24 protein-coding genes and 2 pseudogenes are annotated in these 25,534 nt (G+C 38.2%); 7 read left to right on the top strand and 19 right to left on the bottom strand.

Annotation, left to right across the window (positions count from 1 at the left end; translation table 11 throughout):
* Nucleotides 1-464: 464 nt before the first annotated feature.
* The 5 genes and pseudogenes from AC0L6R_RS21730 to AC0L6R_RS21710 all read right to left on the bottom strand — a co-directional run bounded on the left by AC0L6R_RS21730 (nt 465) and on the right by AC0L6R_RS21710 (nt 8,391).
* The gene (locus AC0L6R_RS21730) at nt 465-2,135 is read right to left on the bottom strand and encodes a RagB/SusD family nutrient uptake outer membrane protein (protein WP_283411226.1); all 1,671 of its coding nucleotides are present in this window, start codon (nt 2,133-2,135) and stop codon (nt 465-467) included.
* 6 nt (nt 2,136-2,141) lie between these two features.
* Nucleotides 2,142-2,417: a hypothetical protein gene (locus AC0L6R_RS21725; protein ID WP_473273107.1), complete on the bottom strand. Its 276-nt coding sequence runs from the start codon at nt 2,415-2,417 to the stop codon at nt 2,142-2,144.
* Nucleotides 2,404-5,160, bottom strand: coding sequence for a SusC/RagA family TonB-linked outer membrane protein (locus AC0L6R_RS21720; RefSeq protein WP_473273106.1), 2,757 nt, complete (start codon nt 5,158-5,160; stop codon nt 2,404-2,406). The genes AC0L6R_RS21725 and AC0L6R_RS21720 overlap by 14 nt, the downstream gene beginning before the upstream one ends.
* Nucleotides 5,161-5,646: 486 nt before the next feature.
* Nucleotides 5,647-6,994, bottom strand: a pseudogene (locus AC0L6R_RS21715) (Gfo/Idh/MocA family protein).
* A 14-nt stretch (nt 6,995-7,008) separates the two neighbouring features.
* Nucleotides 7,009-8,391, bottom strand: coding sequence for a 3-keto-disaccharide hydrolase (locus AC0L6R_RS21710; RefSeq protein ID WP_473273105.1), 1,383 nt, complete (start codon nt 8,389-8,391; stop codon nt 7,009-7,011).
* 344 nt (nt 8,392-8,735) lie between these two features.
* On the opposite strand from AC0L6R_RS21710, the gene AC0L6R_RS21705 reads away from it, so the two are divergent.
* A complete protein-coding gene (locus AC0L6R_RS21705; RefSeq protein ID WP_473273104.1) occupies nt 8,736-9,899 on the top strand; it encodes a THUMP domain-containing class I SAM-dependent RNA methyltransferase in 1,164 nt (387 codons plus the stop codon).
* Between the two features lie 69 nt (nt 9,900-9,968).
* Here AC0L6R_RS21705 and AC0L6R_RS21700 read toward each other — a convergent pair.
* The 10 genes and pseudogenes from AC0L6R_RS21700 to AC0L6R_RS21655 all read right to left on the bottom strand — a co-directional run bounded on the left by AC0L6R_RS21700 (nt 9,969) and on the right by AC0L6R_RS21655 (nt 17,911).
* Nucleotides 9,969-11,481 (bottom strand): annotated as a pseudogene (locus tag AC0L6R_RS21700) (DUF4301 family protein).
* A gap of 73 nt (nt 11,482-11,554) precedes the next feature.
* On the bottom strand, nt 11,555-12,433 hold the full coding sequence (locus AC0L6R_RS21695; protein WP_473273103.1) for a 5-oxoprolinase subunit C family protein: 879 nt from the start codon (nt 12,431-12,433) through the stop codon (nt 11,555-11,557).
* Nucleotides 12,430-12,822 carry a 5-oxoprolinase subunit B family protein gene (locus tag AC0L6R_RS21690; RefSeq protein ID WP_473273164.1) on the bottom strand — a complete coding sequence of 131 codons (393 nt, stop codon included), beginning with the start codon at nt 12,820-12,822 and terminating at the stop codon, nt 12,430-12,432. Before AC0L6R_RS21690 ends, AC0L6R_RS21695 begins: the two co-directional genes overlap by 4 nt.
* Complete coding sequence (locus tag AC0L6R_RS21685) at nt 12,810-13,127, bottom strand: carboxyltransferase domain-containing protein (protein WP_473273102.1); 318 nt, start codon at nt 13,125-13,127, stop codon at nt 12,810-12,812. Before AC0L6R_RS21685 ends, AC0L6R_RS21690 begins: the two co-directional genes overlap by 13 nt.
* A complete protein-coding gene (locus AC0L6R_RS21680; RefSeq protein WP_283411218.1) occupies nt 13,124-13,843 on the bottom strand; it encodes a LamB/YcsF family protein in 720 nt (239 codons plus the stop codon). Before AC0L6R_RS21680 ends, AC0L6R_RS21685 begins: the two co-directional genes overlap by 4 nt.
* 62 nt (nt 13,844-13,905) lie before the next feature.
* Nucleotides 13,906-14,415, bottom strand: coding sequence for a YdeI/OmpD-associated family protein (locus tag AC0L6R_RS21675; protein WP_473273101.1), 510 nt, complete (start codon nt 14,413-14,415; stop codon nt 13,906-13,908).
* A 64-nt stretch (nt 14,416-14,479) separates the two neighbouring features.
* Nucleotides 14,480-15,925: a two-component system sensor histidine kinase NtrB gene (locus AC0L6R_RS21670; RefSeq protein WP_473273100.1), complete on the bottom strand. Its 1,446-nt coding sequence runs from the start codon at nt 15,923-15,925 to the stop codon at nt 14,480-14,482.
* Nucleotides 15,926-15,935: 10 nt separating this feature from the next.
* The gene (locus AC0L6R_RS21665; RefSeq protein WP_283411215.1) at nt 15,936-16,379 is read right to left on the bottom strand and encodes a response regulator; all 444 of its coding nucleotides are present in this window, start codon (nt 16,377-16,379) and stop codon (nt 15,936-15,938) included.
* Between the two features lie 91 nt (nt 16,380-16,470).
* Nucleotides 16,471-16,932, bottom strand: a complete 462-nt coding sequence (locus AC0L6R_RS21660) for a sensor histidine kinase (RefSeq protein WP_473273099.1) — start codon at nt 16,930-16,932, stop codon at nt 16,471-16,473.
* Nucleotides 16,933-16,993: 61 nt separating this feature from the next.
* Nucleotides 16,994-17,911, bottom strand: coding sequence for a CHASE3 domain-containing protein (locus AC0L6R_RS21655; protein ID WP_473273098.1), 918 nt, complete (start codon nt 17,909-17,911; stop codon nt 16,994-16,996).
* A 187-nt stretch (nt 17,912-18,098) separates the two neighbouring features.
* On the opposite strand from AC0L6R_RS21655, the gene AC0L6R_RS21650 reads away from it, so the two are divergent.
* The 5 genes from AC0L6R_RS21650 to AC0L6R_RS21630 all read left to right on the top strand — a co-directional run bounded on the left by AC0L6R_RS21650 (nt 18,099) and on the right by AC0L6R_RS21630 (nt 21,471).
* Entirely contained in the window at nt 18,099-18,251 is a 153-nt protein-coding gene (locus tag AC0L6R_RS21650; protein ID WP_283411213.1) for a lmo0937 family membrane protein, read from the top strand.
* A gap of 180 nt (nt 18,252-18,431) precedes the next feature.
* Complete coding sequence (locus AC0L6R_RS21645; RefSeq protein ID WP_283411212.1) at nt 18,432-18,674, top strand: hypothetical protein; 243 nt, start codon at nt 18,432-18,434, stop codon at nt 18,672-18,674.
* Nucleotides 18,675-18,806: 132 nt separating this feature from the next.
* The gene (locus tag AC0L6R_RS21640; protein WP_473273097.1) at nt 18,807-19,181 is read left to right on the top strand and encodes a response regulator; all 375 of its coding nucleotides are present in this window, start codon (nt 18,807-18,809) and stop codon (nt 19,179-19,181) included.
* Between the two features lie 67 nt (nt 19,182-19,248).
* Entirely contained in the window at nt 19,249-20,601 is a 1,353-nt protein-coding gene (locus tag AC0L6R_RS21635; protein WP_473273163.1) for a sigma-54-dependent transcriptional regulator, read from the top strand.
* 381 nt (nt 20,602-20,982) lie between these two features.
* Complete coding sequence (locus tag AC0L6R_RS21630) at nt 20,983-21,471, top strand: Dps family protein (RefSeq protein ID WP_283411209.1); 489 nt, start codon at nt 20,983-20,985, stop codon at nt 21,469-21,471.
* Between the two features lie 107 nt (nt 21,472-21,578).
* Here AC0L6R_RS21630 and AC0L6R_RS21625 read toward each other — a convergent pair whose 3' ends face one another.
* Together AC0L6R_RS21625 and AC0L6R_RS21620 are read right to left on the bottom strand one after the other, a co-directional pair.
* Complete coding sequence (locus AC0L6R_RS21625; RefSeq protein WP_473273096.1) at nt 21,579-22,196, bottom strand: 2OG-Fe(II) oxygenase; 618 nt, start codon at nt 22,194-22,196, stop codon at nt 21,579-21,581.
* A 254-nt stretch (nt 22,197-22,450) separates the two neighbouring features.
* Nucleotides 22,451-23,479 carry a sugar phosphate isomerase/epimerase family protein gene (locus tag AC0L6R_RS21620; RefSeq protein ID WP_473273095.1) on the bottom strand — a complete coding sequence of 343 codons (1,029 nt, stop codon included), beginning with the start codon at nt 23,477-23,479 and terminating at the stop codon, nt 22,451-22,453.
* A 144-nt stretch (nt 23,480-23,623) separates the two neighbouring features.
* Between AC0L6R_RS21620 and arfB the strand changes: the two genes are divergently transcribed.
* Complete coding sequence (gene arfB / locus AC0L6R_RS21615) at nt 23,624-24,055, top strand: alternative ribosome rescue aminoacyl-tRNA hydrolase ArfB (RefSeq protein WP_473273094.1); 432 nt, start codon at nt 23,624-23,626, stop codon at nt 24,053-24,055.
* A gap of 78 nt (nt 24,056-24,133) precedes the next feature.
* Here the strand turns inward: arfB and AC0L6R_RS21610 are convergent, their stop codons facing one another.
* Together AC0L6R_RS21610 and AC0L6R_RS21605 are read right to left on the bottom strand one after the other, a co-directional pair.
* On the bottom strand, nt 24,134-24,511 hold the full coding sequence (locus AC0L6R_RS21610) for a hypothetical protein (protein ID WP_473273093.1): 378 nt from the start codon (nt 24,509-24,511) through the stop codon (nt 24,134-24,136).
* Nucleotides 24,512-24,608: 97 nt separating this feature from the next.
* The gene (locus AC0L6R_RS21605; RefSeq protein ID WP_473273092.1) at nt 24,609-25,430 is read right to left on the bottom strand and encodes a PAS domain S-box protein; all 822 of its coding nucleotides are present in this window, start codon (nt 25,428-25,430) and stop codon (nt 24,609-24,611) included.
* Between the last annotated feature and the right edge of the window lie 104 nt (nt 25,431-25,534).

Here is a 25,534-nt window from a genome sequence, read left to right as displayed (position 1 = left end):
ATATTACATTTAAGAAACATTAACTTTCTAAAGTATAATAATATGGAGCAAAAGCCCTACTACTCTGCAAGAAATTTAGCGCAATCGATTTCGGTGGATTTGGCAGCGTTTTGGAGACTTGTAATATGAATTGTATTAGTTATAGATGTTATTTAAACTATTAGTAATAGCATCCTGTAGATTCAAATGTTTGAATTTACTGTCTTTTTCTTGATGAGATTCATCAGTTCAAGCCCCCGTATTGAAGAATATATTCCAAAAAAAATAATATGTAGAACCTACTGATTTATAAATTGAAAATAAAGTTATAATAAGCTTAGTTAAACTATGTTTAATTGCTAAATATTAGAAGGTGTATTTATTCTATTGATTTAAATTAAGTTATTTATGACAAAATAAAAAAGAGCTACCATGGATTCCATGGTAGCTCTTTACATATTATATTCTGTTTATTTAGAAATTACTTAATAACCTGGGTTTTGAGGGAATGCAGTGGAGGTACCTTCAGCCCGGTCAATTTGATTTTGAGGAATAGGTCTCAAGGTATGAAATGCTTGAATATTTGGAGCTCCCTGCGGATTATACATCTTTACTCGCTCTACTAATATTCCCCATCTTTTCAGATCCAACCATCTAGTCTGCTCACCGATTAGCTCTCTTGCACGCTCTTCAGTAATGAATTCAAACGTCAATTCAGATTGGGAAATTTCCATTTCAGCTTCTTTACCAGGAAATGCTGCTCTTCTTCTTACTACATTAATGTTTTCAGTAGCCAAGCCAAGTTTTCCTTGTCTGAATTGCGCTTCTGCAAGAAGTAGGTAAGTATCAGCAAGACGCATGGCAATGTAATCTCGTCCTCCTTCAAATTGAGTACGATCAACGCGTCCCGGATCTTTTTGCTTCTTCATAGCAGGGAACAATCTCTCTGTGTAAAACTCTGGTGTTAGGACTTGGTATGAATACTTTGCACGCTCAGCTTCCGACATATTGTAACCAGGTAACCAGATAGCGGTATCTCCTTGGGCAAATGTAACGGATGCTTTGGATTTGTCGAATGTAGTATTGAACGTACCAGGGTTGTTTGATAGGAAGACATCCTGGTAAGTGTTTTTATATCTAGAATCATTTACACGGTCCGCAAAGATGGTGTTTAACGTATAATCAGTAGACTTATAACGTTTGAATGGTCGTCCATTTTCTATATCTCTTATCATACCTGGCTGCACGTCGTATTCCATCAAGAAGAATACATGTGAGTTATTTCCTCCGCCATTAGTCAAAGGATCTCTAGTATATTGAGTAGACCAGATTACTTCATTGTTGATTTCGTTTCCAAAAGCATGAACGTCTCCAAAATTCGGAAGTAATTCAAATCCATAATTACTGATCACGTTCTGTAAGTTGGTCTCTGCTTTAGAATAATCAGAAGATTCTCCAGCTTCAGATGTTGCTTTGGTAAGATAAACTCTACCCAACAGATGTTCTGCAGCAGGACGAGTAGCTCTGCCATAATCTGAAGATCTTTCTTTAGCTTCTAGATTAGGAATCGCTTCTTCCAGATCTTTAATTATAGCTGCATAGACTGCCGACACAGGTGCTCTTGTGACTACTTTTGTAGGAACTGCTGTCTCTTCAAGTTGTAAATCCAATGCTCCGAAAAGCTGAACCAAAATAAAGTAATGATGGGCTCTAATAAATTTGGCTTCAGCAACTCGTTGGTCAATAAGAGCTTGAGAGATACCAGTAAGGTTGGCAGATCGATCTATTACTGCATTACAGGTATTTATGCCTCTATAGAATTCATCCCACAATTCACGAGCATGACCATTCTGTGAGTCAAATTGATTCGTGTATGTATTCATGAATTTCCATGACCCATCCGCACCATTTGTAAAGATATCCGTGCCAAATATTGTAAAGTTATTACCTCTTTCGGTACCATACCATGCTCTTACAGTACTATAGGCAGCGTTGATGCCATCATTCATCCCTTTTGGGGTGTTCAAATAATCGTTACCAATAGGAGAAACAACATCTTCTTCTAGAAACCCATCGCAGGATGCTGCGAATGAAAGTCCAACGATAAGGGCTGAGGATTTTGCCCAGTATTTTATATTTTTTGCTAGTTTTTTCATGATTGATTAGAATTTAGCATTGATACCAAATGTATAAGAAGTGACCGCTGGGGATACGTTAGAATTAACAATACCTCCACCTACACCTTGCTCGCCATCGATAAATACTTCTGGATCGATTCCTTTGTGCTCAGAGCGGTAGTTAGCAAATATAAATGGCTGCTGAATACTTGTATAAATTCTCAAGCTTGTCATCCCGATCTTCTTAGCGGCTTCTGGTGAGAAATTATAACCGAAGTTGATGTTTCTTACTTTGATGAATGTACCGTCAAAATATTCCATTGAACTTGCATATTTCGCGCTTTTCCTGGTTCACATTTGGTCTTGGATAGGCATTGGTTGGATTGTTAGGAGTCCAGTAATCAACATCCAAATTGTTATATCTACCAGCAAGTGAATTGTTTTGAGTATGGAATTGAGATCTAAGCATAGAGCCGAATCTTCCATAAAGGAAGAATGACAAATCAAATCCTTTAAAGCTAAATCTGTTTGTGAAACCCATTGCAAAATCGGCTACTGCAGAACCTAAGAATTGTCTATCAAGTGAATTGATTACTCCGTCATTGTTGAAGTCTTCAATTTTGATTTCACCTGGAACACTTCCGTATGACTTAGCCTCATCGATTTCGGAGGTTTGCCAGATGCCTATCTTTTTCAAGTCATAGAATATCGTCAATGGCTGACCAATAAATCTACCTGCCGAGATGTCATCACCATTTGGTAAGGAAATAATTTCTTCCGTGTTTTTGGTGAAAATGATGTCAGAAGACCAGGTAAAGTCTCCTTTTTCTACATTTAGAGTAGAAATAGTCAATTCAACACCACGGTTTTGAGTTTCACCAATGTTGGTTGTGAAACCACCGAATCCGATAGAATTAGGAAGTGGCTGTGGTGCTAGTAGATCACTGGTATTCGTAACGTAATATTCTATGGATCCAAATACTCTACTTTTCCAAAGTGCAAAATCCAATCCTAAGTTGAGAGTAGTAGAAGTCTCCCATCTCAAATCAGGGTTACCAATCGTATTTGGTCTATAACCAAAGGCAGCAGTGTTGTCATAAGCATAGCTCGTTCTGCCAAGCAAGGCTTGCGTTTGGTATGGGTTAATCGCTTGGTTACCGATAGAACCATAGGAAGCTCTAAGCTTCAATTGATCTATAGTGCTAGAGTTTTGCATGAATGATTCAGAATGAATATTCCAACCAAGGGCAACTGAAGGGAAGTAAGCAAATCTATTATTTGCTCCAAATCTAGAGCTACCATCAGCTCTCAATGTTGCGGTTACTAGGTATTTGTTTTTGAAGTCATAGTTGACTCTACCCATGAACGACATAAGAGACCATTCTACAAGGTTTGTATTAGCACCGGTAATTTGTGATGCATCCCCCAATCTATGGTATAGCTGAGACTCTGCTGGTATACCTAAAACGGAGATAGTGCTTTGTTCAAATTTATCTCGCTGAATTGATTGTAGACCTGTGATGTTTAAGTTGTGAACATCATTGAAGGTTTTAGTGTAGGTCAAGATATTTTCAAATGTATAATTGAAAGTAAATCTATCATCTACGCTACCTGTAGCAGCTCCACCACGTCTAGAATTAGTCTGTGAACCTGTGAATCGGCCATTTCTGCTTATCGTAATGTCTGGGCCAAATACCATTCTATAGCTAAGGCCAGGAAGGATGTCATACTGAGCAAAAATACTGTTGAAGATTCTATAATTTTTAGTCAAATCCGACTGTGCACCTGGTACAATTTCTGCAAATGGGTTTGTTCTTAATCCATCTTGAGTAGGAAGGAAAATTAAGTTTCCTTCATCATCATAAGGTTTCCCAAGAGGATTCTCTGCAAGAGCACCTCCCAAAGGATTGAAGTTTTCTCCATTTCGCTCACTATAAGTGACAAGTGTAGAAGTTCCGAATTTGATGTTTTTCGTGATCTTGTGATCAATATTTGCTCTAAAGGTATAGCGGGTATAATCTTGATTGATGATTACACCTTCATCTTTGAAGTAGTTACCTGAAACGAAGAAAGTGGTTTTATCACTACCACCACTAATTCCTAATTGGTAGCTTTGAATAGAACCGTTTCTTAATAACCCAGCAGGGTAATCTGTAGTTCTTCCTTGAGCAATGCCATCAAGTTCTACTGGCTCAAATATTGAAGCATCTGCTTCAGGAGTAGCAGGACCTTCAGGGTAGCCTTCACCCGCTCTACGAGATTCTCTTTTGTATTCAGCAAATTCAGGACCGTTGAATACATCAATTCTTCCTAGCTCCTTGTTAATTCCATAGTAAGCATCTAAGGATACTACGGTTTTACCTACAGAACCTCTCTTTGTAGTAATCAACACTACACCGTTTGATCCTCTAGATCCATAGATAGCAGTAGCAGAGGCATCCTTCAAGACTTCCATCGAAGTAATATCCTGAGGGTTGATGTCGTCAATTCCTCCGGCAAGCGGAATTCCATCTACTACATAAAGTGGCTCATTCGAAGCGTTGAATGATCTTCTACCTCTAATTCTAACTTGAGGAGCTGATCCTGGCTTGGATCCTGGCTGTGTCACATCGACACCTGCTGCACGTCCTTGTAGTGCTTGTCTAGCATCAGTAATAGGAAGTTCACCTATTTCTTTTGAGCCCACTGAGGAGATAGCTCCAGTTAACTGACTCTTTTTAGCCGTTCCGTAACCAACAACCACCACTTCCTCCAGATCTGATAGGTCAGGAGTCAGATTCACATCAATTACAGACTGGTTGCCTATTACTATTTCTGTAGGGTTGTAACCAATAAAAGAGATAATAAGAGTGCCATTTGATGGAGCTGAGATGGAATACTTTCCATCTAAGTCTGATGTGGTTCCGGTGGTTGTACCTTTTACAAGGATGGTAGCACCCGGTAGGGGCTGACCTGTTTCATCGTAAACTGTACCACTAACTTGTGCGTTTTGCGCATATCCATGTGTTATGGATAGCAGCACAAAAAGTAGTACACTTAAATAAGTGTAAATTTTTGGCTTCATAATTTTAGGTTTTGTTAAAAGAAAATTAGGTTTCTGATTCTATACTTAAGAATACAACCTATTTGGTTGAGACTCAGAATATACAATCTGTAGTTAAGGTATGATTTTAAAGATAATTTCTTTTAATAAACCCCGGCTTTATTTTACGCAATCGATTGCGCTATGTTAATGGTTTAATGTTTCTTTGATTGGTCTATATCTACGTTAATCGGGTAAAATAACCCTTTTTAGATGCGCAATGATTGCCTATATCTAACTTTTTAATTCAGGTTTCAAAGCGCATTACCTTATGAAAATTAACTTTTCGGTCTAAAATCAATACCAAGTTGTTAACCTAGAAATCCTAATAAATCACTATGCAGATTTTTATCTGATATTAATTAAAAAAAGGCCAGCTAAGATGACCTTCTTTCATACCTATATAGTGTCATTTGAAAAATTATTTATTAATAATAATAAACTTATATAAATAATTTAACAAACATATCAAACCTTCGGGGGTTCCCAACCTTTTTCATACGATCTAGTCCAAAGCGCTGATGCTTTCTTCGAGTTTTTGATATGCCCATTGCTTGGGTCACAAATGAGATTCTCTCCAGTTCTATAGCTAATATTGGCCAAATGGCAAAGAAGGGTACTGACTGCTCCTTCTTCAATGTTGGAGTTTTGCTTTTCTAATCCACGAACCGCATTGAAGAAATTCACAATGTGAATCGTACTCATGTCTCCACCGCCTCCAAGTGCCGTACCAGCTTCATTGCCTCCAGATAGATTTCTTTTCACTTCTTTCCCTGATCTGTCGAATTGCTTGTAGCCTCCTCGGTCAACATAAACTGAACCTTCAGTGCCGTAAATGATTGTTCCTCTGTCTGATCCGTAGGTTTTATAGCTATTTCTGCTTTTACCATCCCATTGGATTACCGATCCATCTCCGAATTTAAACGTAGCGTCCATCGTATCATACATCACCCAGCCATCTTCAGCAAAGTGACGCTTGTCAGCTGTAACCAAAACTTCACTTGGATAATCTACCTGAAGCGCCCAGCGCGCTACATCAAGTTCGTGAGTTGCATTATTTCCTGTTTCAGCCGTTCCATATTCCCAGCCATACCAGTGCCAATTGTAGTCCCATGTGTCATGCGTATAGGCTCTTCTTGGTGCTGGACCTTGGAACATTTCCCAGTCTAAACCTGCTGGTGCAGGCGCTGCGACAGGATTTGGGACGGCTCCTCTATTGTTGCTATAAAAAGCTTTTGCCATGAATGCTTTGCCTATCGCTCCGTCATGAATGGCTTTAATGATTTCCCGGCTTTCAGGAGCAGAGCGCTGCTGATTTCCCATTTGCACTACTTTGTTATACTTCTTCTGCAGAGCTATCAGCAATTCACCTTCGTGTGGATTATGAGAACACGGTTTTTCCACATAAACATTTTTGCCACGCTCCAAAGCAAGCCATGTCCCTGGTGCATGCCAGTGATCGGGTGTCGCGATGATCATACAGTCCACCTCCTTGTCATCCATTACTTTCATGACATTTTGTTCGAGTTTAGGAGCGTAATCTATATGCTTCGAGAAATTCTTTGCAGCCTTTGGCATCTGCGATTCCATTGGCATCACAGAGATACATCAGATTTACATTGCTGGATTTCAAACCAATAGGTTCATAATAAGCTCCAAGGCGTCTTCCTAAACCAGCAATGGCAACATTTAAACGATCATTTGCTCCTATGATATTTGCGTATGACTTAGCGGAAAAAGCGGCTGTACCCAAGGCAGAGAATCCCACAGTGGCAGCAGCAGATTTTTTGATAAAGTCTCTTCTGTTGTTCTTCATAATTGATTTTGGGTTTATTTCAAGCTCTTGATTTTAATGTTTTTGAAGCTTACGTCATTTCCATGATCTTGAAGAAGAATATGTCCTTCTGTTGCTTCGCCAAAGTTTTCCCACTTCGCATATTTACTGATTGCCACTAAGTCTCGGTATTCTTGCGATCCTCTTACATACTCTACTACTTTCACACCATTTAAGTAATGAGCCACCTTATTGTCTGGAGTCACAACCACCCGGCCTTTATTCCATTCTCCGATTGGCTTAACAAATCGTGGTTGTTTATCCGCTTTGATTAAGTCATAAAGGGAAGCTAAAGTACGATTGCCATCTCTACCCATTTTTGCATCTGGGTGCTTTTCATCATCCAAAACCTGGTATTCAAGTCCTATGGCAGAGCCTTTATTTCCCTCGGAAAGGGTTACGAAATATTTCACACCAGAATTAGCTCCTTCGGTTAGTCTAAATTCAAAGGCTAAATCAAAAGCTGAAAATTTTTCTGTAGTTACAATATCACCGGCATTGGTAGATTCTCCTCCATCTGATGCAGCGATTGACAAGATGCCATCATTTACAGACCAGCCATGCTCAGGAAAAGTTTCTTTATATGCACCTCTCCAGCCATCAGAATTTTGACCGTTGAAAAGCAGCTTCCATCCATTGTTTTTTTCGTATTCAGTTAGAGAATTCAGGCTATTGTTCACTACGAAAATATCCTTGTCAAAAGCTTTTGACTCAAGGTTTTCTGTTTGAATTTTTACATTTTTAAATGTGGTTTTTCTACCAGCATCTTCTGGATTACGAATACTATGCACTTGCAAACCTATAAAGCCGGTTTTGTCCATATCATCTACTACGTAAGCCACTGGTTGACCATTCACCCAGGTTTTGATTTCATCACCTATAGCTTCGATTCTATAATGGTTGAATTCACCCATTTTAAAAGCAGTTTTTGCTTCAGGATTCAGATCAAGAGGGTAAAGCCATCCTCTTCTCGCTTCGTCATATAATCCACCTGACCATGCTCTTTCCGAAGGATCAGCTTCGATTTGGTAGCCATAAACTAGGCCTTTTCCATCTCTCGCCGCTGGGTCAAATTGGCCACGAGTCATCACCCCGGAATTGCTGGAAAGGTGCTCGATTTTGAGATCAAGTTCCAGAATATAATCTCCGTAAGTCTCCTCAGTAATCAGAAATGTGTTAGGAGAATCGGCAACCGCAGAGCCTACTATAGTTCCATCTACTACTTCAAATGTGGCAGTACCCGCAACTGTTTTCCAACCGCTTAGGTCTTTACCATTAAATAATTCAGTCCAACCATCGTCCACTTTTTGTTCGCTAGCACAGCTAGCCAGAGTGATTGAGGTAAGTAAAACCGCGAATAGATTTCGGGTATATTTCATAATGTTGTGATATTATTGTTCAATATAAAATTCAAGATTTAGTGCGATTGCAGCAAACGCAATCTTGTTAAGTTACGCAATCGTTTGCGAGTATGCCTTCCAAAATCATTGACTATCAATGCTGAAAGTATTATGGAATGAATTTGTTGGTCTTTTATCTGCTTATTTTTTGAATAATAATGGTCAGATGGAATGCCTTAAGCAATCATCCTGAGGTTTATGAAGCCTTCTCATAGGCATTTCATCAGGATATTATTTGATTTTACTAGGTCTGATGGAATCTCACATAGAATAATCATTACTTCGCATCACTTTTAGTTGTGCTCGATTTGTTACTTTTGCGCATGCTTGATTTTAATCTCAAAGGAAAAGTTTTTGTCACCTGTAAGGATCGCTCAGTTTCTTATTTGGAAAAGGAAGTTCGTGAATTAGGATTCGTGCCTGAAGCTGTCACTAGGACAGGCATAGAACTAAAGGCGACCATGGAAGAATGCATGGATCTCAATCTGTACCTAAGAACTGCCTCCCAGGTGCTATATGAAATCAAATCTTTTTACCTGAGAAATGCGGATGATATCTACCGTAGATTCAAAGCGATTCCTTGGGAAGACTACCTGGATGTAGATGGATACTTTTCAGTAAATTCTGTTGCAGAAAATGAAAGCATCACGACTCCACTGATCGTAAATGTAAAAGCGAAAGATGCTATTGTTGATCGCTTCCGTGAAATAAAGGGACGTAGACCAGATTCTGGTTCAGATTTTAATGGCTTGGTTTTTCAGGTTTACTGGAAGGAAACCCAGTGTTCGGTTTACATCAATACTTCTGGAGATACTTTAGCCAAGCATGGCTATCGCAAAATTCCTGGAAAAGCACCGATGATGGAGGCTTTGGCGGCAGCGACGATATACGCTACTGAGTGGAATACCCGAGTTCCTTTTATCAATCCTATGTGTGGTTCTGGGACTTTGGCAATCGAAGCGGCGCTGATGGCGACTAAACGCTATCCAGGGCTTTACAGAGACCATTATTCTTTCCAGCATATTTTGGGATATGATGAACAGGCTTTTTTAGCAAAGAAAAAGAAGCTCGAAAGTAAAATCATGGAGCTTCCTGATCTCAAGATCATTGCCTCTGATATTTCTCTTCAAGCGATTTCTTTTGCCCAGGAAAATGCGATCACAGCAGGAGTGGATCACATGATAGAATTTCAGGTTTGTGATTTTGCAGAAACCGAAATACCTGAACGTCCACGTGGAGTGATCATGTTCAACCCAGAATATGGCGAAAGGCTAGGGGAGAACGATGAGCTGCAACTGACTTACAAAAGAATGGGGGATTTCCTCAAGCAGAAATGTGCAGGATACAGAGGCTATATTTTTACGGGGAATCTTGAATTAGCCAAAAAAATAGGGTTGAAAGCAAGTCGTAGAATTGAGTTTTGGAATGGCACTATTGACTGCCGCTTGCTAAAATACGATTTGTACGAAGGGAAAAAAGAAGAGTAAATTCAGAAAGCTGAAAGCTGAAGTCTAAAATCTGAAAATTTCAGATTTTAGACTTCAGCTTTTTAACTTTTATTGATGTTCGTCTCTTAGAAGATCATTCACTGTCTTCACAGGATTGAAAGTAATCAGCGGAACTTCCACGAAGATGGTATTCCAGCCTGACATTGCACCATTCCAAAGTCCAGGTAGTTCCAGCGCTTTAAGATCTTTGCCACTTTTGGATTTCTCCGTGATAAATCCAGTCATCATATCTCTGTATTGTAGCAAGTCAAAAGACTCACCTTTGTAATTTCTGGTAGCGCATACCAAATCAACTGGGTTGAAGTGGGTAGCGGAGTTGAAATGTTCTTTTGAAGCTGGATCATTCAGGTCGATCTGGGCAGTTTCTAAGATTTGAAGTGATTGGAACCCATCTTCTTCTTCTGACCCAAAAAGGACCTCCGCCAGGCTCTCCAGTATTTTTCACCATTCCACATATACGAATTGGACGGTTGAGTTTGACTTTTAGAAAGGCTACTTTTGCTTCAATGGAGAGGTGTGAAAAATCTTCTGGTACTTTCACTCCCAAAGCTTGTGTCAATACGTCTTCTGCTTTTGACACTGATTCCTCATTTTCTTCCTTATCCAGCGCATGTAGGGCCTCAAAGACTTTTTCCTGAGCTTCCAGCAGCATTCCACCTATTGCCATTTTGTAGGTTTTAGTTTCGTCTTTTAAGCGATCAGGAACTACATTATCCACGTTTTTGATAAAGATGAGATCTGCAGAAACCTCATTTAGGTTTTCCAGTAAAGCTCCATGACCAGCGGGTCTGAAAAGTATACTGCCATCTTCTTCAGTAAATGGACTGTTATCCGTATTTACGGCAATGGTATCAGTCGATTTCTTCTGCTGAGAGTAGCTGATTTCGAAATTTACTCCGAATTCTTTCTCAATTCCAGGTAGAATTTTCTCTATTTCAGCTTTGAATTTTGGAGCATGCTCCGGAGAAACTGTGAAATGTATTTTTACTATCGATCCTTTTCCAATTGCATATTGAACTCCTTCGATCAGATGCTCATAAGCAGGAGTTCTTCGTCCATCTTTATAACGATGGAATTTCAATAAGCCTTTCGGCAAGTTTCCATAGCCTAAGCCTTCATCCAAAAGTAGCGCTGCCAAAATGCTTTTATAATCTTTGGTGTCTAGCGCATGATATATGCTACTTCCCTGACTTTCCAAGACTTCATCCAGATCCTCGTAGAAGGCGAACTTCTCTATGTTATTCATGAATTTCTGTACAAACGCAGATTTGCTGATATCTCCATCTCCTTCCAGAAAAGCGAAAAGATCCTTGAACATCCGTGAGGCAGCTCCACTCGCAGGTACAAATTTCAATACCTCTATCTGAGCAGCCTTCTCAGGATAAGTCGCAAGATGATGGCTCAACTCTTTATCAGTCAATACCTTGATGCCGTCTCCTGGCGTGGCAGGGGCGGTGATTTTTAAAAAGGGAAAGCCGTTTTCGAAATGTTGAATTTGTTGTGCTACAGTATCAGGGTTCATTCCCTGTCCAATAATTTGTTCTTTTAAGCTATTATCCATCTGGTCTATTGTCAATGTAAAAGTGTAAGATAGTAGGGAAAATGACTTTCCTCAAGAGGGAAAGCCGTTTTTTTTAGGAGAATGTTTTTAGGGAAAACTTTATTTTTTCCTTTGGTTTTTTTTGAGCGAGAATCGAAATAGCCTGTTCTTCGAGCTGTAAAATTCTAGGATAACCACCGGTGACTTGAGCGTCTTTCATTAACACCAGTAATTTGCCTCCCGAGGTAAGCTGAACTGTTCCTGGAAAAACCGGTGCGGTAGCCATTTCGGGAAGGGAATTTGGAAGCAATTCATTCAATTGAATTGCCATTCTGTTTTTTAAATCTGAGACTGTGAATTCATAGGAATCTAGTATTTCCTTTGACTGTTTACTTAATAATTCCCATTCTGGGCCTGGATAAGCATCTATGATTTTTTCCTGTATCCAATTTGTATTCCATTTGACTTTGGAAGAAGTAGAGGCCGGCACCTCTTTATAGGTGAAGTATGGAATTCTCAGCTCTTTCTTTGCGAAATCAGACTGGGTTATTCCACAATAGAAACTTCTGGATTGCATTACTTTCTCGGTTTGAAAGCCATATTTTATTCCTAAATAGAGCACAGCTCCAATTTCCATAGCGCCTATTTCCAATAGATCATTTGCTTGAATTGGCAGTAAGCCAGGATTAGAAAGAACTTTTCCATTTAGCTTTGCAGATGCTCTGGCACCAGCAAGATAAATCATAGTAGGCGAATCAAATTGCACCTTTAAACCTGGCTGACAGATTTCAAGTGCCGCATCAGAATCTTTATTTTGAAGAAGATGATTAACCCAAACAAATGAACGTAAATCCAGTGCCCCTGAATTGGGAATACCAAATTGAGAAAATCCCACTCTACCTAAATCCTGAACTGAGGTTCCCGGGGCAGTTTTTAAAATTTTCATATAGCCGATATCCCTTTCCGGTTTCATCTGAATTTCGGTTTCATTGGATGTCTTTTTAACCGATCGAATTCCAGGATTGTAATGGGTGTGAATTCAATTCTTTCTCCTACAGAAGCGAAAACTGGCCTCGCTTGATCTGCATCAAACATAGTTATTGGAGTTTGCCCGATCAAATGCCATCCACCGGGACTGGACGACGGGTAGATTCCTGTTTGCGCTCCACCGATTGCTATAGAACCTACAGGTACTTCTCTGTCAGGGACCACTTTTCTTGCTGTATGAAGGATTTTTGGAAGTCCGTTTAAGTACATGAACCCGGGTAAAAACCCATAGAAATGAAGCCGATAAAGTGGTTTCGAATGAAGAGCTATTAATTCTGCTTCTGTTACCTGTTTTGCCTTTGCTAAAGCTTCCAGGTCCTTCGACCAGTTTGGTCAGCATAGCAAACAGGAATTTGCCAAATCTTCTGTGGAAGGGGGATAGTTGATTCTTCTATTGAAAAAGAGTTAAGCCAATTTTTGATTTCAATATATACAAGCGGTATTGAAAATAGAGCTGATAAGGTTTTGAATCCCATTCGTAGCTCACATAGGTTAGCGCTAAATTCTTTTTCGAACGCCGATTTGAAGCTTAGTTGCTGTTGGAGTAATAGGTCGGACACATTGGATTCCCATTCAAATTCAAACAACAAAGGAGAGATTTGTTTGAGCTTTGGATTCATTTCCAGAATTTTTTTCGGATTCTTGGCAAAAAGTCCTGAATACCTGGATTATCTCCATGGAAGCAAATTGTATCTGGATGGAAGGGAAGTTTTTTACCGGAATCAGATAGTAGATAGCCGTTTTCAAATAACGATTTTAGTGGCGGGGAGATCTCACTTTCTGAAATCAAATGAGATCCAAATACAGACCTTGGAACCAATTGGTAATTGTCCAAGTACCTTCTGTCCCCAAAAACCTCTACTCGTTGATGCAATTTTTTTTGCTGTATAAACTTTTCCAATTCAGAATATGGAGGAGCAAATATGGGTGTATTGTGGAAATGAGTCGCGATAAAGTCAGTGAGGCTATCCGCCATTTCGGCGTTTGCTGCAGCTTCATTGTATAGCGCACCATGAAATTTGATGTGATCCATAGCAATTCCAGATTTCTCAGCCAATTGCTCAAATTTCAGTATTTGAACCAATATTGACTTTTTAAGATCTTTATCGGGAAGCTTCATAGTTTTTCTCCCAAAATTCTTTTGATCCGGATAGGAGGGATGAGCACCTACTTTCTTCTTGAATCTCAAAGCTAATTCCAAGCTTTCATTGATCGAGTTTTCATCCCCAAAGTGCCCCCCACAAGCGATGCTGGCTGTATCTATGTATTGAAAGATCTGTTCTTCGTTTGGTATGCCTTCTCCTAAATCACAATTTATTTCTGGCAGTTTCTTCATTATTGGGGTAAAAATTGAGTGAAATTCAAAATACAAAAAGTAAGCAAAGGCAGCGCGTATTATTACAACTTATTGTAATACTTTATCATCTCATTCAGTTGTTTGTAGTCTAGCTTACCTTGGACAAGTTTGAGATGATGGATAATTGCAAGTGCTTTCCTCATTCGACTTTCGGGACTTTTTACCTTAGTCACCGTATACACCATCATTCGTTGCTTGCCTGGAGTCAGACTTTTGAAAAACGAAGCACCTTCTTCATCCTGATCCATGAGGACTTGAAGTTCCTCTGGCATTTCATGACCGTATTCGCTGGTATCGCTATCTATTTTTAGCTGAAAAGTTGAATTTTCATTTAGATTGAAACGCTTACGCAAATCTTGATTAACCAACACATACCAATAGTCCTTAGCTTTCATCAACGCCATATGAAATGGCCCTTCACTTTTAATCCATACCAAAACACGGCGATTATGTGCTTCCATTAGTTGACTTGAGAATTCACTAGGAATAGGCACGTGGTATTGCCAATGATTAAACTCAAAAGCTGCTAATTTCCCTTGGAATTCTCTCATTAAAAGTCATTCGTTTTGCAGGTTTTAAAGGCGAGTTGTTTTAAATCGATGATGCTATGAAAAATTAACTAGGAAGGTTGAAAGTGATTAAGAAAGAAGTGCCTTTTCCAACTTCACTTTTGACACGAATGGATCCACCGTGACTTAAAATGATGTTTTGGGTATTAGTTAGTCCAAGGCCCGAACCAGTAGCTTTGCTGGTAAAGAAGGGTTCGAAAAGTCGTTCTAGGTTTTCTTTCGGAATACCTTCACCATTATCCTTGATCTCGATTCGGCATTGATTTTCTTTAATTGAAGTTTTTAATATAAGCTTTCCTCCTTTTTCCGGAATGGCTTCTATGGCATTTACAATAAGGTTAATTAATGCAATTTTAATTTTATCGCCATCTACACTAATGTCGCAGATATCCGTTTGATATAGTTTTTGGATGGTAATTCCTTTAAAATCAATCCGGTCGTTCACATGCTCCAGCGCTTCATCTAACAGTGTGTTTATTGAATGGTTTTTGGCGTCCAGTTCTGTGAATCTTGTGCTGTCCAACAATTGAGTTACCAGGTGATTTATTCTGTCGCAATTCCTGCGTATAACGTCTATCAAATCTCCACTTTCTAACAAAACGGACTCAGGGAGTTCCATATGTAGCTGATCAGCAGAAAGGAGAATGGTGGTCAAAGGATTTTTCACCTCATGGGCTAGTAACCTTGCAATTCTACCGGTAGAGGAGAATTTCTTAAGGTTTAGTTCCTCTTCCTCTTTCGCTTTGATTGCACTTAAGTCTTTAATAAGTACTTGGTATATATTTACATCTTGCTTTACTATACTGATCAAGCTATTGATCGAATGGCCATGCTCAATGGTCAGCAAAGCTTCCATATCGTATAGCTCCTCACCATTTAAAAATAACTGCTCTAACTCTTGGCGAGAAGATTCTTCAGGTAATAAATCTTTGAAGTAATAAGTTTCACCCGAGTTTTGGGTATCTACTTTAAATCCAAATTTTTTCTGAAATGCAGGATTAACTTCTAATATTTCACCTTCATAATCCATTAATAGAAATGGATCGGTAGCGAGCTCAAATATTGACCTAAACTTGACAGCCGCGCTTGATAAAGACTCCATCAAATGAGAATCTCGAATAGCATACTTCAGCGTTCTGTCTAGCGTCTGCGCATCAAATTCACCTTTCACTAGGTAATCTGACACACCTAGATTAAGTGCTTCTTTGTCGATATTACCAGTACTCATACCCGTAAGCATGATTACTGGAGCATGTTTTCTTATTGAATGTATTTCGCGGATAAGCTCTAACCCAGTGTCCTTTCCTAATCTGTAGTCAACTAAGTATAGGTCGAAATTTTGATTGAGTTTTAAACTGGCCTCCTCAAGACTGGTAGCTCCTTCTAATTCATAGGCTGTGTCAGTAATTCTCTTTAGGAGAGTAGATGCCAGCAAAATATCATCTGGATCATCATCCACGTAAAGTATTTTTATATTCTTTCCGGTAAACATGTTTTTATGATTAGTCTGGTAACAAAACAGTTTTCGACCAATAATTTTCAATTTCTTCAGTGACTCTTACTAATTCTTCAAATGATCCTGGTTTGGTGATGAAGCTACTTGATCCCATTTTATAGGTGATCTGAATATCATCAAGGTTACTGGACGTAGTGAAAATTATGACAGGAATCGACTTCAGATCCTCACATCTTTTGATCTCTGCAAGAGCTTCTTTACCACCAACTCTTGGCATATTAAGATCTAGGAGAATAATATCTGGTCGAGGGTACTTCAGCAGATCATTGTATGGCGCGACGCGCTTTAAATATTTCAAGAGAGCCTCACCATCCTCCACACAAGTGACTTTTTCCTTTGGTAAAGTCCTCTCAAAGGCTTTAAGGATTAATAATTTATCATCTTCATCATCTTCTGCGACTAAGATTTGGATAGGTTTCTCGAAGGACATGAGCATAAAGTCTTGAATGAACAAGGGTTAGATTCTGATGAAAAGATAAGTATGATTTTTTGAAATAAGCATTGTACTAACTATTTCGATATTAAGTAGTGATAAAAGGCAGTAGTATATTAAATGTGGCACCCTCTGAAGGATTACTCTCTGCAAAAATTACTCCACCATTTTTTTCGATGATTTTGCGAGTAATGGAGAGTCCGATTCCAGTCCCTTCATAATCTTTCTTCCCATGTAACCGTTGGAAGATAGAAAAAATTCGATCTGCATACTCTTTGTTAAAACCAATTCCATTATCACTTACTTTAATCAAATGATATTTCTTTTCTCTGGTTAGGGTTGGGAATTTTTTTACAAGATCAAGACCAGCCTCTTCAGCGGTAATTGATATTTCAGGATCTGTGTCAGGTTTAGAGAATTTAATAGAGTTTGAAATAAGATTTTGAAATACTTGCCGGTACTCTGTCTCAGCCCCGTATACTTTAGGTAAATTGCCTAGGGTTATTTTTGCAGATTTATCTTGAATGGCTACTTCTACGTCTTCCAACATCTCTGAGATGATTTTTGAAAGTTTTACTTCTTTGATCTGCTCATTCTCTATTTTGCCAGCTCTACTGTATTCTAAAAGATCGGTAATCAACCGTCTCATCCGAATAGAAGCTGCAGTGATGCGGTTTAGGTAATAGTTCTCCATCTCCTTCCAGTTTATCTGCATATTGTTCTTTCAAGAGATCAGAAAACGAAGTGATTTTACGCAAAGGTTCCTGTAAATCGTGTGAGGCTATATAAGCAAACTGTTCTAGTTCCTTGTTAGATTCATCCAAGAGGTTTATCTGATCTTTGAGTTTTTCCTGAAATATTATTCTATCATTATCAGCAACTATTTGGGCTTTATTGTATTGGTAGATTGAAAAAAAAGTGACTAATCCTATCGTAATGGAGAAAAGTGAAATAAGACCTACAATAAACGGTAAGGCGTTGATATTATTGATTAAGTTTTGGTTTCTTTCCTGAAAAAGATTGTTTTCAACGTCATTAATGCGCAATACTACATTTTTGATCATTGAATAGCCATTCAGTGCATTACTGGCTTTGCTAGGATCTAAAAACCCATCCAAGTTCCCATGTTCTTTGAAATAGGCAATGGTAGCCTCAAAAGTCCTTACTCTGGCATTTATTAAACCTCTTAGTTCTTCAATATTATTCTGTTGTACACCATTATCTAATGTCAAATTCTGCAATTGGGTTAACAGAACGTCTGCATTAATTTTGGATTGCCTATAATTCGTTAGAAACTGTTCATTCCCGGTGATGACATACCCTCTGATGTTAGTTTCTCGCTCTAGAATACTTGAATACAGTTCATTTGTTCTTTGAAGTACCTCCGAAGTGTGCATTACGGCATTGGTGTAGAACTCTATTCTTCCAGCTGTCCAATAGGAAATAGCACTGCCGACTACAATTAGAATAAGAGTAACGATAGAATATATTTTTACCTGACGGATAGATGGTTTTTCTTTCTTTGCCATTTAGATTTTCCTTGAATTGGGGAATTTATTACTCAAAAACCCCGGGCGATTATTCTTAATTTATTATTAGACTGTGATAATAAGGCTAATTAGCGCATTTGGAGACGATTTTAAATTTTTAATTTAAAAAGGCATACCACTTGAGTTAAATGATCTAAACTATTTAACCAACCTAAACAACAAAACTATGAGTTCTTTATTGTATTTCATCGCAGTCATTCTAGTTATTGGCTGGCTAGTCGGAGTCTTCGCTTACAGTGCAGGCGGATTAATTCACGTATTACTAGTGATAGCAGTTATTGCGGTAATCTTCAGATTGATTTCAGGTAGATCAGTTTAGAGTAGAAGACGAAACGAAGACATCAATTATTATAAAGGTCAAATGAAAACTCATTTAAGATTTGACAGTTATATATAAGCAAAGGGTAGAAGTTTTAATCCGATTGCAAGGAAAGCAAATCTTTGAAAATTAAAACTTCGAAAAGAAAGAAAATATTTAACCTCTAAATTTAAAAACACAATGACTAAATCATCAGTAAATAAAACACTTTGGCTAAGCGGACTTCTTACAGGAGCATTGGTAGGAGCCTACCTATATAAAAATAAGGACGATTTTGGCCCACAAAAAAAGAAGTTAAATAGCCTTCTGGGTGACTTTCAGTCACTTCTCGGAGATATGAAGACTAAGTTTTTGGAAGTAAAATCTGAAGGTGTGGATGCAACCAAATCCGCAATTCAGTCAGCAAAAGATAAAGTGAAGTGAAAATAGGTTTAGAATTAGAAAAGGTGCGGCGTGTTGTTGCACCTTTTCTTACATCTTTCCATTTGAATAATTATTACCTGACAGTTTAAATGAATGTACCTAGGATAGAGGGGCTAAGAAGACTATGTGATGATGAATAAATTGATATTAGTTATAGATGATGAGGCAGAAATCAGGTCTCTTTTATCCAGATTTTTGGGCAGAAAAGGTTTTTCTGTTCTTGTAGCAGGTACACTCAAAGAGGGTAGAAAATTATATAATGATTCTAAACCTGAATTAGTATTCTTGGATGTCAATCTCCCTGACGGGAATGGATTGAACGAATTGAAGAATATTAACTCAAGTAAATTTCACTCGAAAATAATAATGATGAGTGCCTTCGATCACAACGAAGTGAAAATGGAAGCCATTCAATACGGAGCATCGGACTTCCTTAGTAAACCTTTTAATATTGCTCGATTGGATCAGGTGGTCCAGACCCAGTTAACAAACACCTCCAACATCTAACAAATCATGGCTAAAATACTCGTAATAGACGATAACATAGATATTTGTCAGCTTTTAGAAAGATTTTCTGACTAAAAAGGGATATGAAGTAGAAACTACGATTTCCGGTAAAAATGGACTCGATTTGGTCAAGAAATCATTTTTCGACCTTATTTTTTGTGATTTCAAGCTCAGAGATATGGAGGGAAGAGATGTGCTAATGAAAGTAAGAGAGATATCTCCAGGTACTCAAGTAGCAATTATTACAGGCTATGCCGATGTAAAAATTGCCGTTGAAGTCATTAAAAATGGTGCATTTGACTACGTAACTAAGCCATTGATTCCTGATGAAATCATCAATCTCATAGAGCGCGCCTTAGCTGCGTCGAAAGCAAGTAAGTCAAATACACAAACCTTCTCAAAAGCGAACAACCTTAAGAAGGATTCAAATTCCAAATCTCAAAATTCTGATTCTAAATTTCTCAAAGGAACGGGGGCTGAGTCAAAGAAATTATACAAAGAAGTAGCCTTAGTAGCTCCTACAAGTCTCAGTGTTGTCATTTATGGCGAAAGCGGAGCAGGTAAGGAAAATATAGCGCGTACTATTCACGATCAAAGTGAGCGTGCAGGTAAACCATTCATTGCGGTAGACTGTGGAGCATTGACCAAAGAGCTTGCAGGTAGTGAGCTTTGGGGTCATGAAAAAGGAGCTTTTACTGGCGCATTATCAGACAAACCTGGGCAATTTGAATTGGCTGATGGTGGGACGATTTTTCTAGATGAGATCGCTAATTTGTCCTATGAAACTCAAGTTGGTTTGCTCAGGTTGGTTCAGGAGAGAAAATTAAGAAGGATAGGGGGGACTAAAGACAAATCAATTGATGTAAGAATATTGGTTGCCTCCAATGAAGACCTTCGCAAGGCAGTTTCAGAAGGAAAATTTAGAGAAGATCTATACTTTAGATTCAATGAGTTCAGTATTACTGTGCCTCCATTAAGACATAGAACGGCAGATATTGAAGCATTTGCTTATCACTTTCTAGAGTTGTCAAATGCTGAATTGAATAAAAAAGTATTTGGTTTTGAAGAACAAGTGATGGATGTATTGAAAGAATATCCTTGGCCTGGAAACTTGCGCGAAATGCTCAACGTAATCCGACGAGCAACTTTATTGACAGATGGCGGTAAAATGTCTGTTTCGGCACTACCTCCGGAAATAGTCTATTCTCAGAAGTTTAATTTCGTAGATTCAGATTCAGAAAGTTCAGATTCAAAGCCGAACAAAATGCCTTTAAATTTGAAGGATGCTGCAGCTGAAGCTGAAGCTGAAGTCCTTAAGAAAGTACTAGAAGAAGTGAAGTACAACAGGACTCAGGCTGCTAAGCAATTGGGAATAGATCGAAAAACCCTCTTTAATAAAATGAAGCAATACGATTTATAAGCAAATCACTCCTTGCGGCCCGGACCTAGTTCCGGGCTTTTTTTTGCTATTTCCAATGCCATCCAACTGATGATACCTGATTTTTCACTAGCCTCAAACTGAAGGCTGGCTTCCTATTCAACTACTGCAAGGAATTGTCTAGTGTTCGAAAGCTTAGCTAATGAGCCAATTTTTCAACGGAATGGGGAATTTTTTTCAAGATAAATTTTGTGCTTATGAGATTACACGAGTGCCCTTATCACAAAAATTTGTTTTATGAAGCGAATATCCAAACACTAGTGCTGTCAATGGTCAAAATACATATGATCATTTGGAAGCCAGGATGATGGCATGCCTCTTGGATGATTATGAGTATAATTTAAATCTAAAAACAGACTACATATGAATACTTCTAAAGCAACACTTGCAAATCACCTGAAACTGGATAATAAAGCAATGAAAAACGTTTCAGATAAAATGAATGACTTGCTTTCTGATTACCATATTTTCTATCAAAATGTAAGAGGGTTTCATTGGAATGTCAAAGGTGAAAACTTCTTCGACCTACATGTGAAATTTGAAGAACTCTACACCCAACTTTATGAGAACATAGATGAATTGGCAGAAAGAATCGTGACTATTGGGTTTAAACCATTGCATGCTTATTCTGATTATTTAAAAAATACTATTCATAAGGAGATCACCGATGTATCTGATGGTGACCAATGTGTAAAGCATGTAATTGACGGCCTTGGAAGTCTTGCACAATCCCATAGAAAAGCTGCTAAAGCAGCTGAAGAGGCAGATGATATTGCTTCCGCAGATTTGCTGACCAGATTTGTAGGTGATATTGAAAAGAGAATGTGGATGTTTACCATGTTCTCTAAATAGGACATAAGAATAATAAACCTAAATAGTAAAAAAACCGCAGCAAGAGTTGCGGTTTTTTTAGGCCTTTAGATTTTTGGGAAGACTAGTGTTAGTCTGGTTTTTTTGGTTCAATTCTTAAACCACGCGGCTATACTTTTTCTTTCTTTAGTAAAGGAAGGATGCACTTCATGCTCCATTTCATCGCTGCGGAAAAAGACGATCCTACCTCCAATGGGGGAAATATTTTGTGGCACTCCTTTATCAGGATACAGGGAAAGCATTCCACCATCATCCTCATACCATTCCTTATTTAAGTAAACGATGATTGAAAATTTTCTACCCTTCTCACTTTTGAACTGGTCCAAATGACGTGTGTAGAAACTCCTTTTTTCATAATTTGAATAGTGACTTTCAAAGCTTTTGATGGAAGTAAAGCAGGTCTTATTTAAGTGCTCGATGAATTTGCCCACTTTCTTTAAGTAAATGACCTCAAATGGATTAGTGCTGTTTTCTTGAATCCAGTTAATTTTATCACCTCTTATTTCCTTGCTTTGCTTAATATCGAATGCATTGCCAACTCCGGCAAGCTTTAATTTTCCTGATTCGGATAAGCGTTGGATTTCCTTTCTAAGTCCTTTGACAGTATTAGGGGATATGAATTCATCACTACAGCCATATTTATGGTCTATAAGCCCTTGAATCAACTCTTCGAATTGATTTTGCTCTAGAATTTCTTCCTCTTCCATGATGCACTATTTTAATTTTAGCCAAGCACGTTGAGTATCAAAATGAGCTTTTGGTAAGTACGCTATAATAAACCCAATTCAATCTTATTTAGGATAAATTATCAGGACTATTTGGTGTAAGATGTCTGTGTATTCAAGTGGGATTAAATACCTTCTTACTTAGACTACCTTAGGCATACAAAAAGCGGCGGTTATTATTACCGCCGCTTTAAAAAGTAGTTTAAAAACCGAGTATGGAAAATATATTCGCTAGGTTAAGTTAATGCTTTTTCACAAAATTCTACACATCTCTGAACTTCTTTTACAGCGTCAGATCCTTCAGGGATTTTATATTCTAACTCAATGGTAGCCGGGAACTTATATTTATTTTTTGCTATGAGTTTCAAGAGCTCCGGAATAGGTGTGTCGCCAGTACCCCAAGGTAAATTTCCTTTACCATTTGCGGGGGTTGTTCTGTCTTTTGTGTGCATGCTTAGGATGCGGTTATGCTGCTTTTCGATTAGAGGGATGAGATCTGTATTTCCTGCAGCGATGTAATGCCCAGCATCTAGGTTGAGACCGTTACTTTTACTTTGCGCTAACGCTGTATCCCAAAAAGTAAAGGTCTCCTGCTCATGTCCATGGTAGCCTACGGACATGTTATATTTATCACCTAATTTCCCTAAGCGAAGCGTATGTTCGTCATTAGATGGGTGCTCTAAGGTGACATGGGTTGCGCCGAGAGCTTTTGCAGCTGTCATCCCATATGCGATTTCTTCATCAGAAGCATTTCTTCCGAAGGCATTTGGCTTAAAGGCATAGATACTGACCCCAGCATCCTTGTACATTTTTCGTATTTTCTCAAACGGCGCTGTGCCAACTTTGCTTCTCCATTCTGCTACTTCTTTCGAATAGGATTCTATTTGTGCATTCAAATCAGCAAGTTTTGCTTTCTCCTCTGCTGTGAGTTCTTCACCCTTCCTTTGCTTGTTTCTAAGTGGATTCAAATCCCGCATATTCACATTATTTACTGGTTTCCCGGCAAAGGACTCAGCAGGGTCTCCCATGAGTTCTATTGCAGAAAGACCTGAATCCACCACATATTTTAGGGTAGCTTCCGCACTTTGATCAGGCATGGATCGGAATGAGTAAGTGATGCAACCCACTTGAACACCATTGATCAAAGAGTTAGGCTTGTTAAATGACTTAATTATAGCTGGAGCACCTTGTAGCCAAGATGGAGCTAAAGCAAGCCCACCAACTCCTAGAGCAGATTTTATTAGAAATTCTCTTCTATTTTTCATGTAATTTTTGGGTTTCAGTGTCATGTTGGACTTCAAATTAGTATTTACTTTCTCTTTTCTGCTTAAAAGTTTACACCTAATTTTATTTTCGGGCTGATTGGTCAAATACTAATTTAAATATACCCGCTGATTAAATGGGAAGTAATGGAACACGGTGAGAAAAATATAGAGGTTAGAATAAAAGGGGGAGATTTCCTGAATGAACTTCAATTTATTACCTCGAGAAGCGGTGGTGCTGGAGGGCAAAATGTGAATAAAGTCGAAACCAAAGTTCAATTGAAATTTGATATCCCTAATTCCAGCCAGTTAAGTGTCGAAGAAAAAGCAATGTTATTAGAGAAATTGCGAACCAAAACTGATCAGGAAGGTGTCTTGCAACTACAGTCTCAGGAAAAGCGGTCACAGATTCAAAACAAAGAGCTAGTAATTAGAAAGTTTGAAGATTTATTGCGAAAAGCATTTTTCAAGAAACGAGTAAGAAAGGCAACTAAGCCTAAAAAAGGAGCAATAGAAAAGCGACTTAAAGCCAAAAAAAATCAGGCTGAAAAAAAGGCTAATAGAAGCTGGAAAGAATAAATAAGGAAGTTTTCAGTCGCAGTATGCAGTCTCAGTGAGGCTACCTAATGTGATCAGTCTCGATTTAACTAGTAAGTTTTAGAAATCTTTTATTAGGAGCGTATAATTCTTCGTAGAATCAGGTTTATAGATCTGAATAGGGTAATTGCCACTAGGCGTTATTATTCGCAAAGAATAAAAAGGATCAGGATTTATGACTAATATATTTTCATCTTGGCTATAAAGAAGCTTGTTGTTTTTATCTATGTAGCCTGGAAACCCCTCAAAACTTTCGAATTTTTTATTTTGTGTAGATCCTTCAAAAAACACCGTGTCTTTCAAAACTTCCAATCTTTGAAGGTTATCATAAGATGGTAGCGTCAATTTGAAATCGTATTTCTTTGGATTTGTAACCTGAGAAAGTGCTGGGATGATAGAAGCTACACTGAGTAAAATGTATAAAAATAGATTTTTCATAGTTTTTGAATTCAATAAAAATATTTGTCGATGTTTGCTTCAAATCTACGATGAACAATATATTTAGGTTTCAATCTTTTTGATACTGAGTACTTTGCTAATTCGAAATCATTTTGCGAGAAATATCTTTTAATGCTTTGTCTAACTCTTCTCCGGACGACTTGAGATGCCTTATCAACTCGTTCTTCTCAGCAGGATTAAGGTTCACTTCTTGGGTTAATTCAATAATTCCAAGGATCCTGGCTAATGGGGCCCTAACTAAATGCGATTGATCAGAGGCTAATTCCTGGAGCTTTTTGTTTTTGGATTCAAGTGATCGTAAAAATCTCTCCTGCTCTGTGATATTTTGAAAGGCTGCCAAGTAACTAGTTTTGTTACTTTTTTTGTCTTTCAGTACAATTCCATAGACCTTAATTATTGCAGTATTTCCTTTTTTGTCTTTGAGGTACTTATTAATTATAAACCCGCGATCAGGATTGTTTTCTTTGATTTCTAGCATCTTTTCGAGGTCTTGATCCAGGTGTTCTTCGGGAGTAAAATCAATTACACTTTTTCCTATGACCTCCTGATCTGAATAACCAATAATCTGCAAAATATTTGGGCTGATATAGGTGAATTTACCCATTTCATCTACTTTAAAAATTCCCAGATTTGGGTTGGTGAAAAGTAACTCTAATTCCCGTTTCCCGGCACTGATTTGATCGTATAGTCTTTTGATTAAATAGTAAAGAAGTAACCCAGTAAGCAAAACATAAAGAACCCCTTTTATCATCTGGAATCTTGACATTTCCTGAATGTCGTCACTAAAAATGCTGTTTATCAGAATATCACTAAAAAATATCCAATTGACCCCAACTATCATGTAAATGATCGTGATGGCCCAAGGCTGATTAATGGAGAATTTATTCACTTTTTTCATGATACTTAATCAAAGGCCATAAATCTTCGGTGGCTTGATATTTTACCGCTCTAAATAATGAAGTTAATTTTTATTTTGGGATCAAAATTGATTTAAAGTATTCA

The sequence above is a fragment of the Algoriphagus sp. 10J20-15 genome (assembly GCF_055809615.1).
This window is presented reverse-complemented; position numbering and strand designations above follow the sequence as displayed.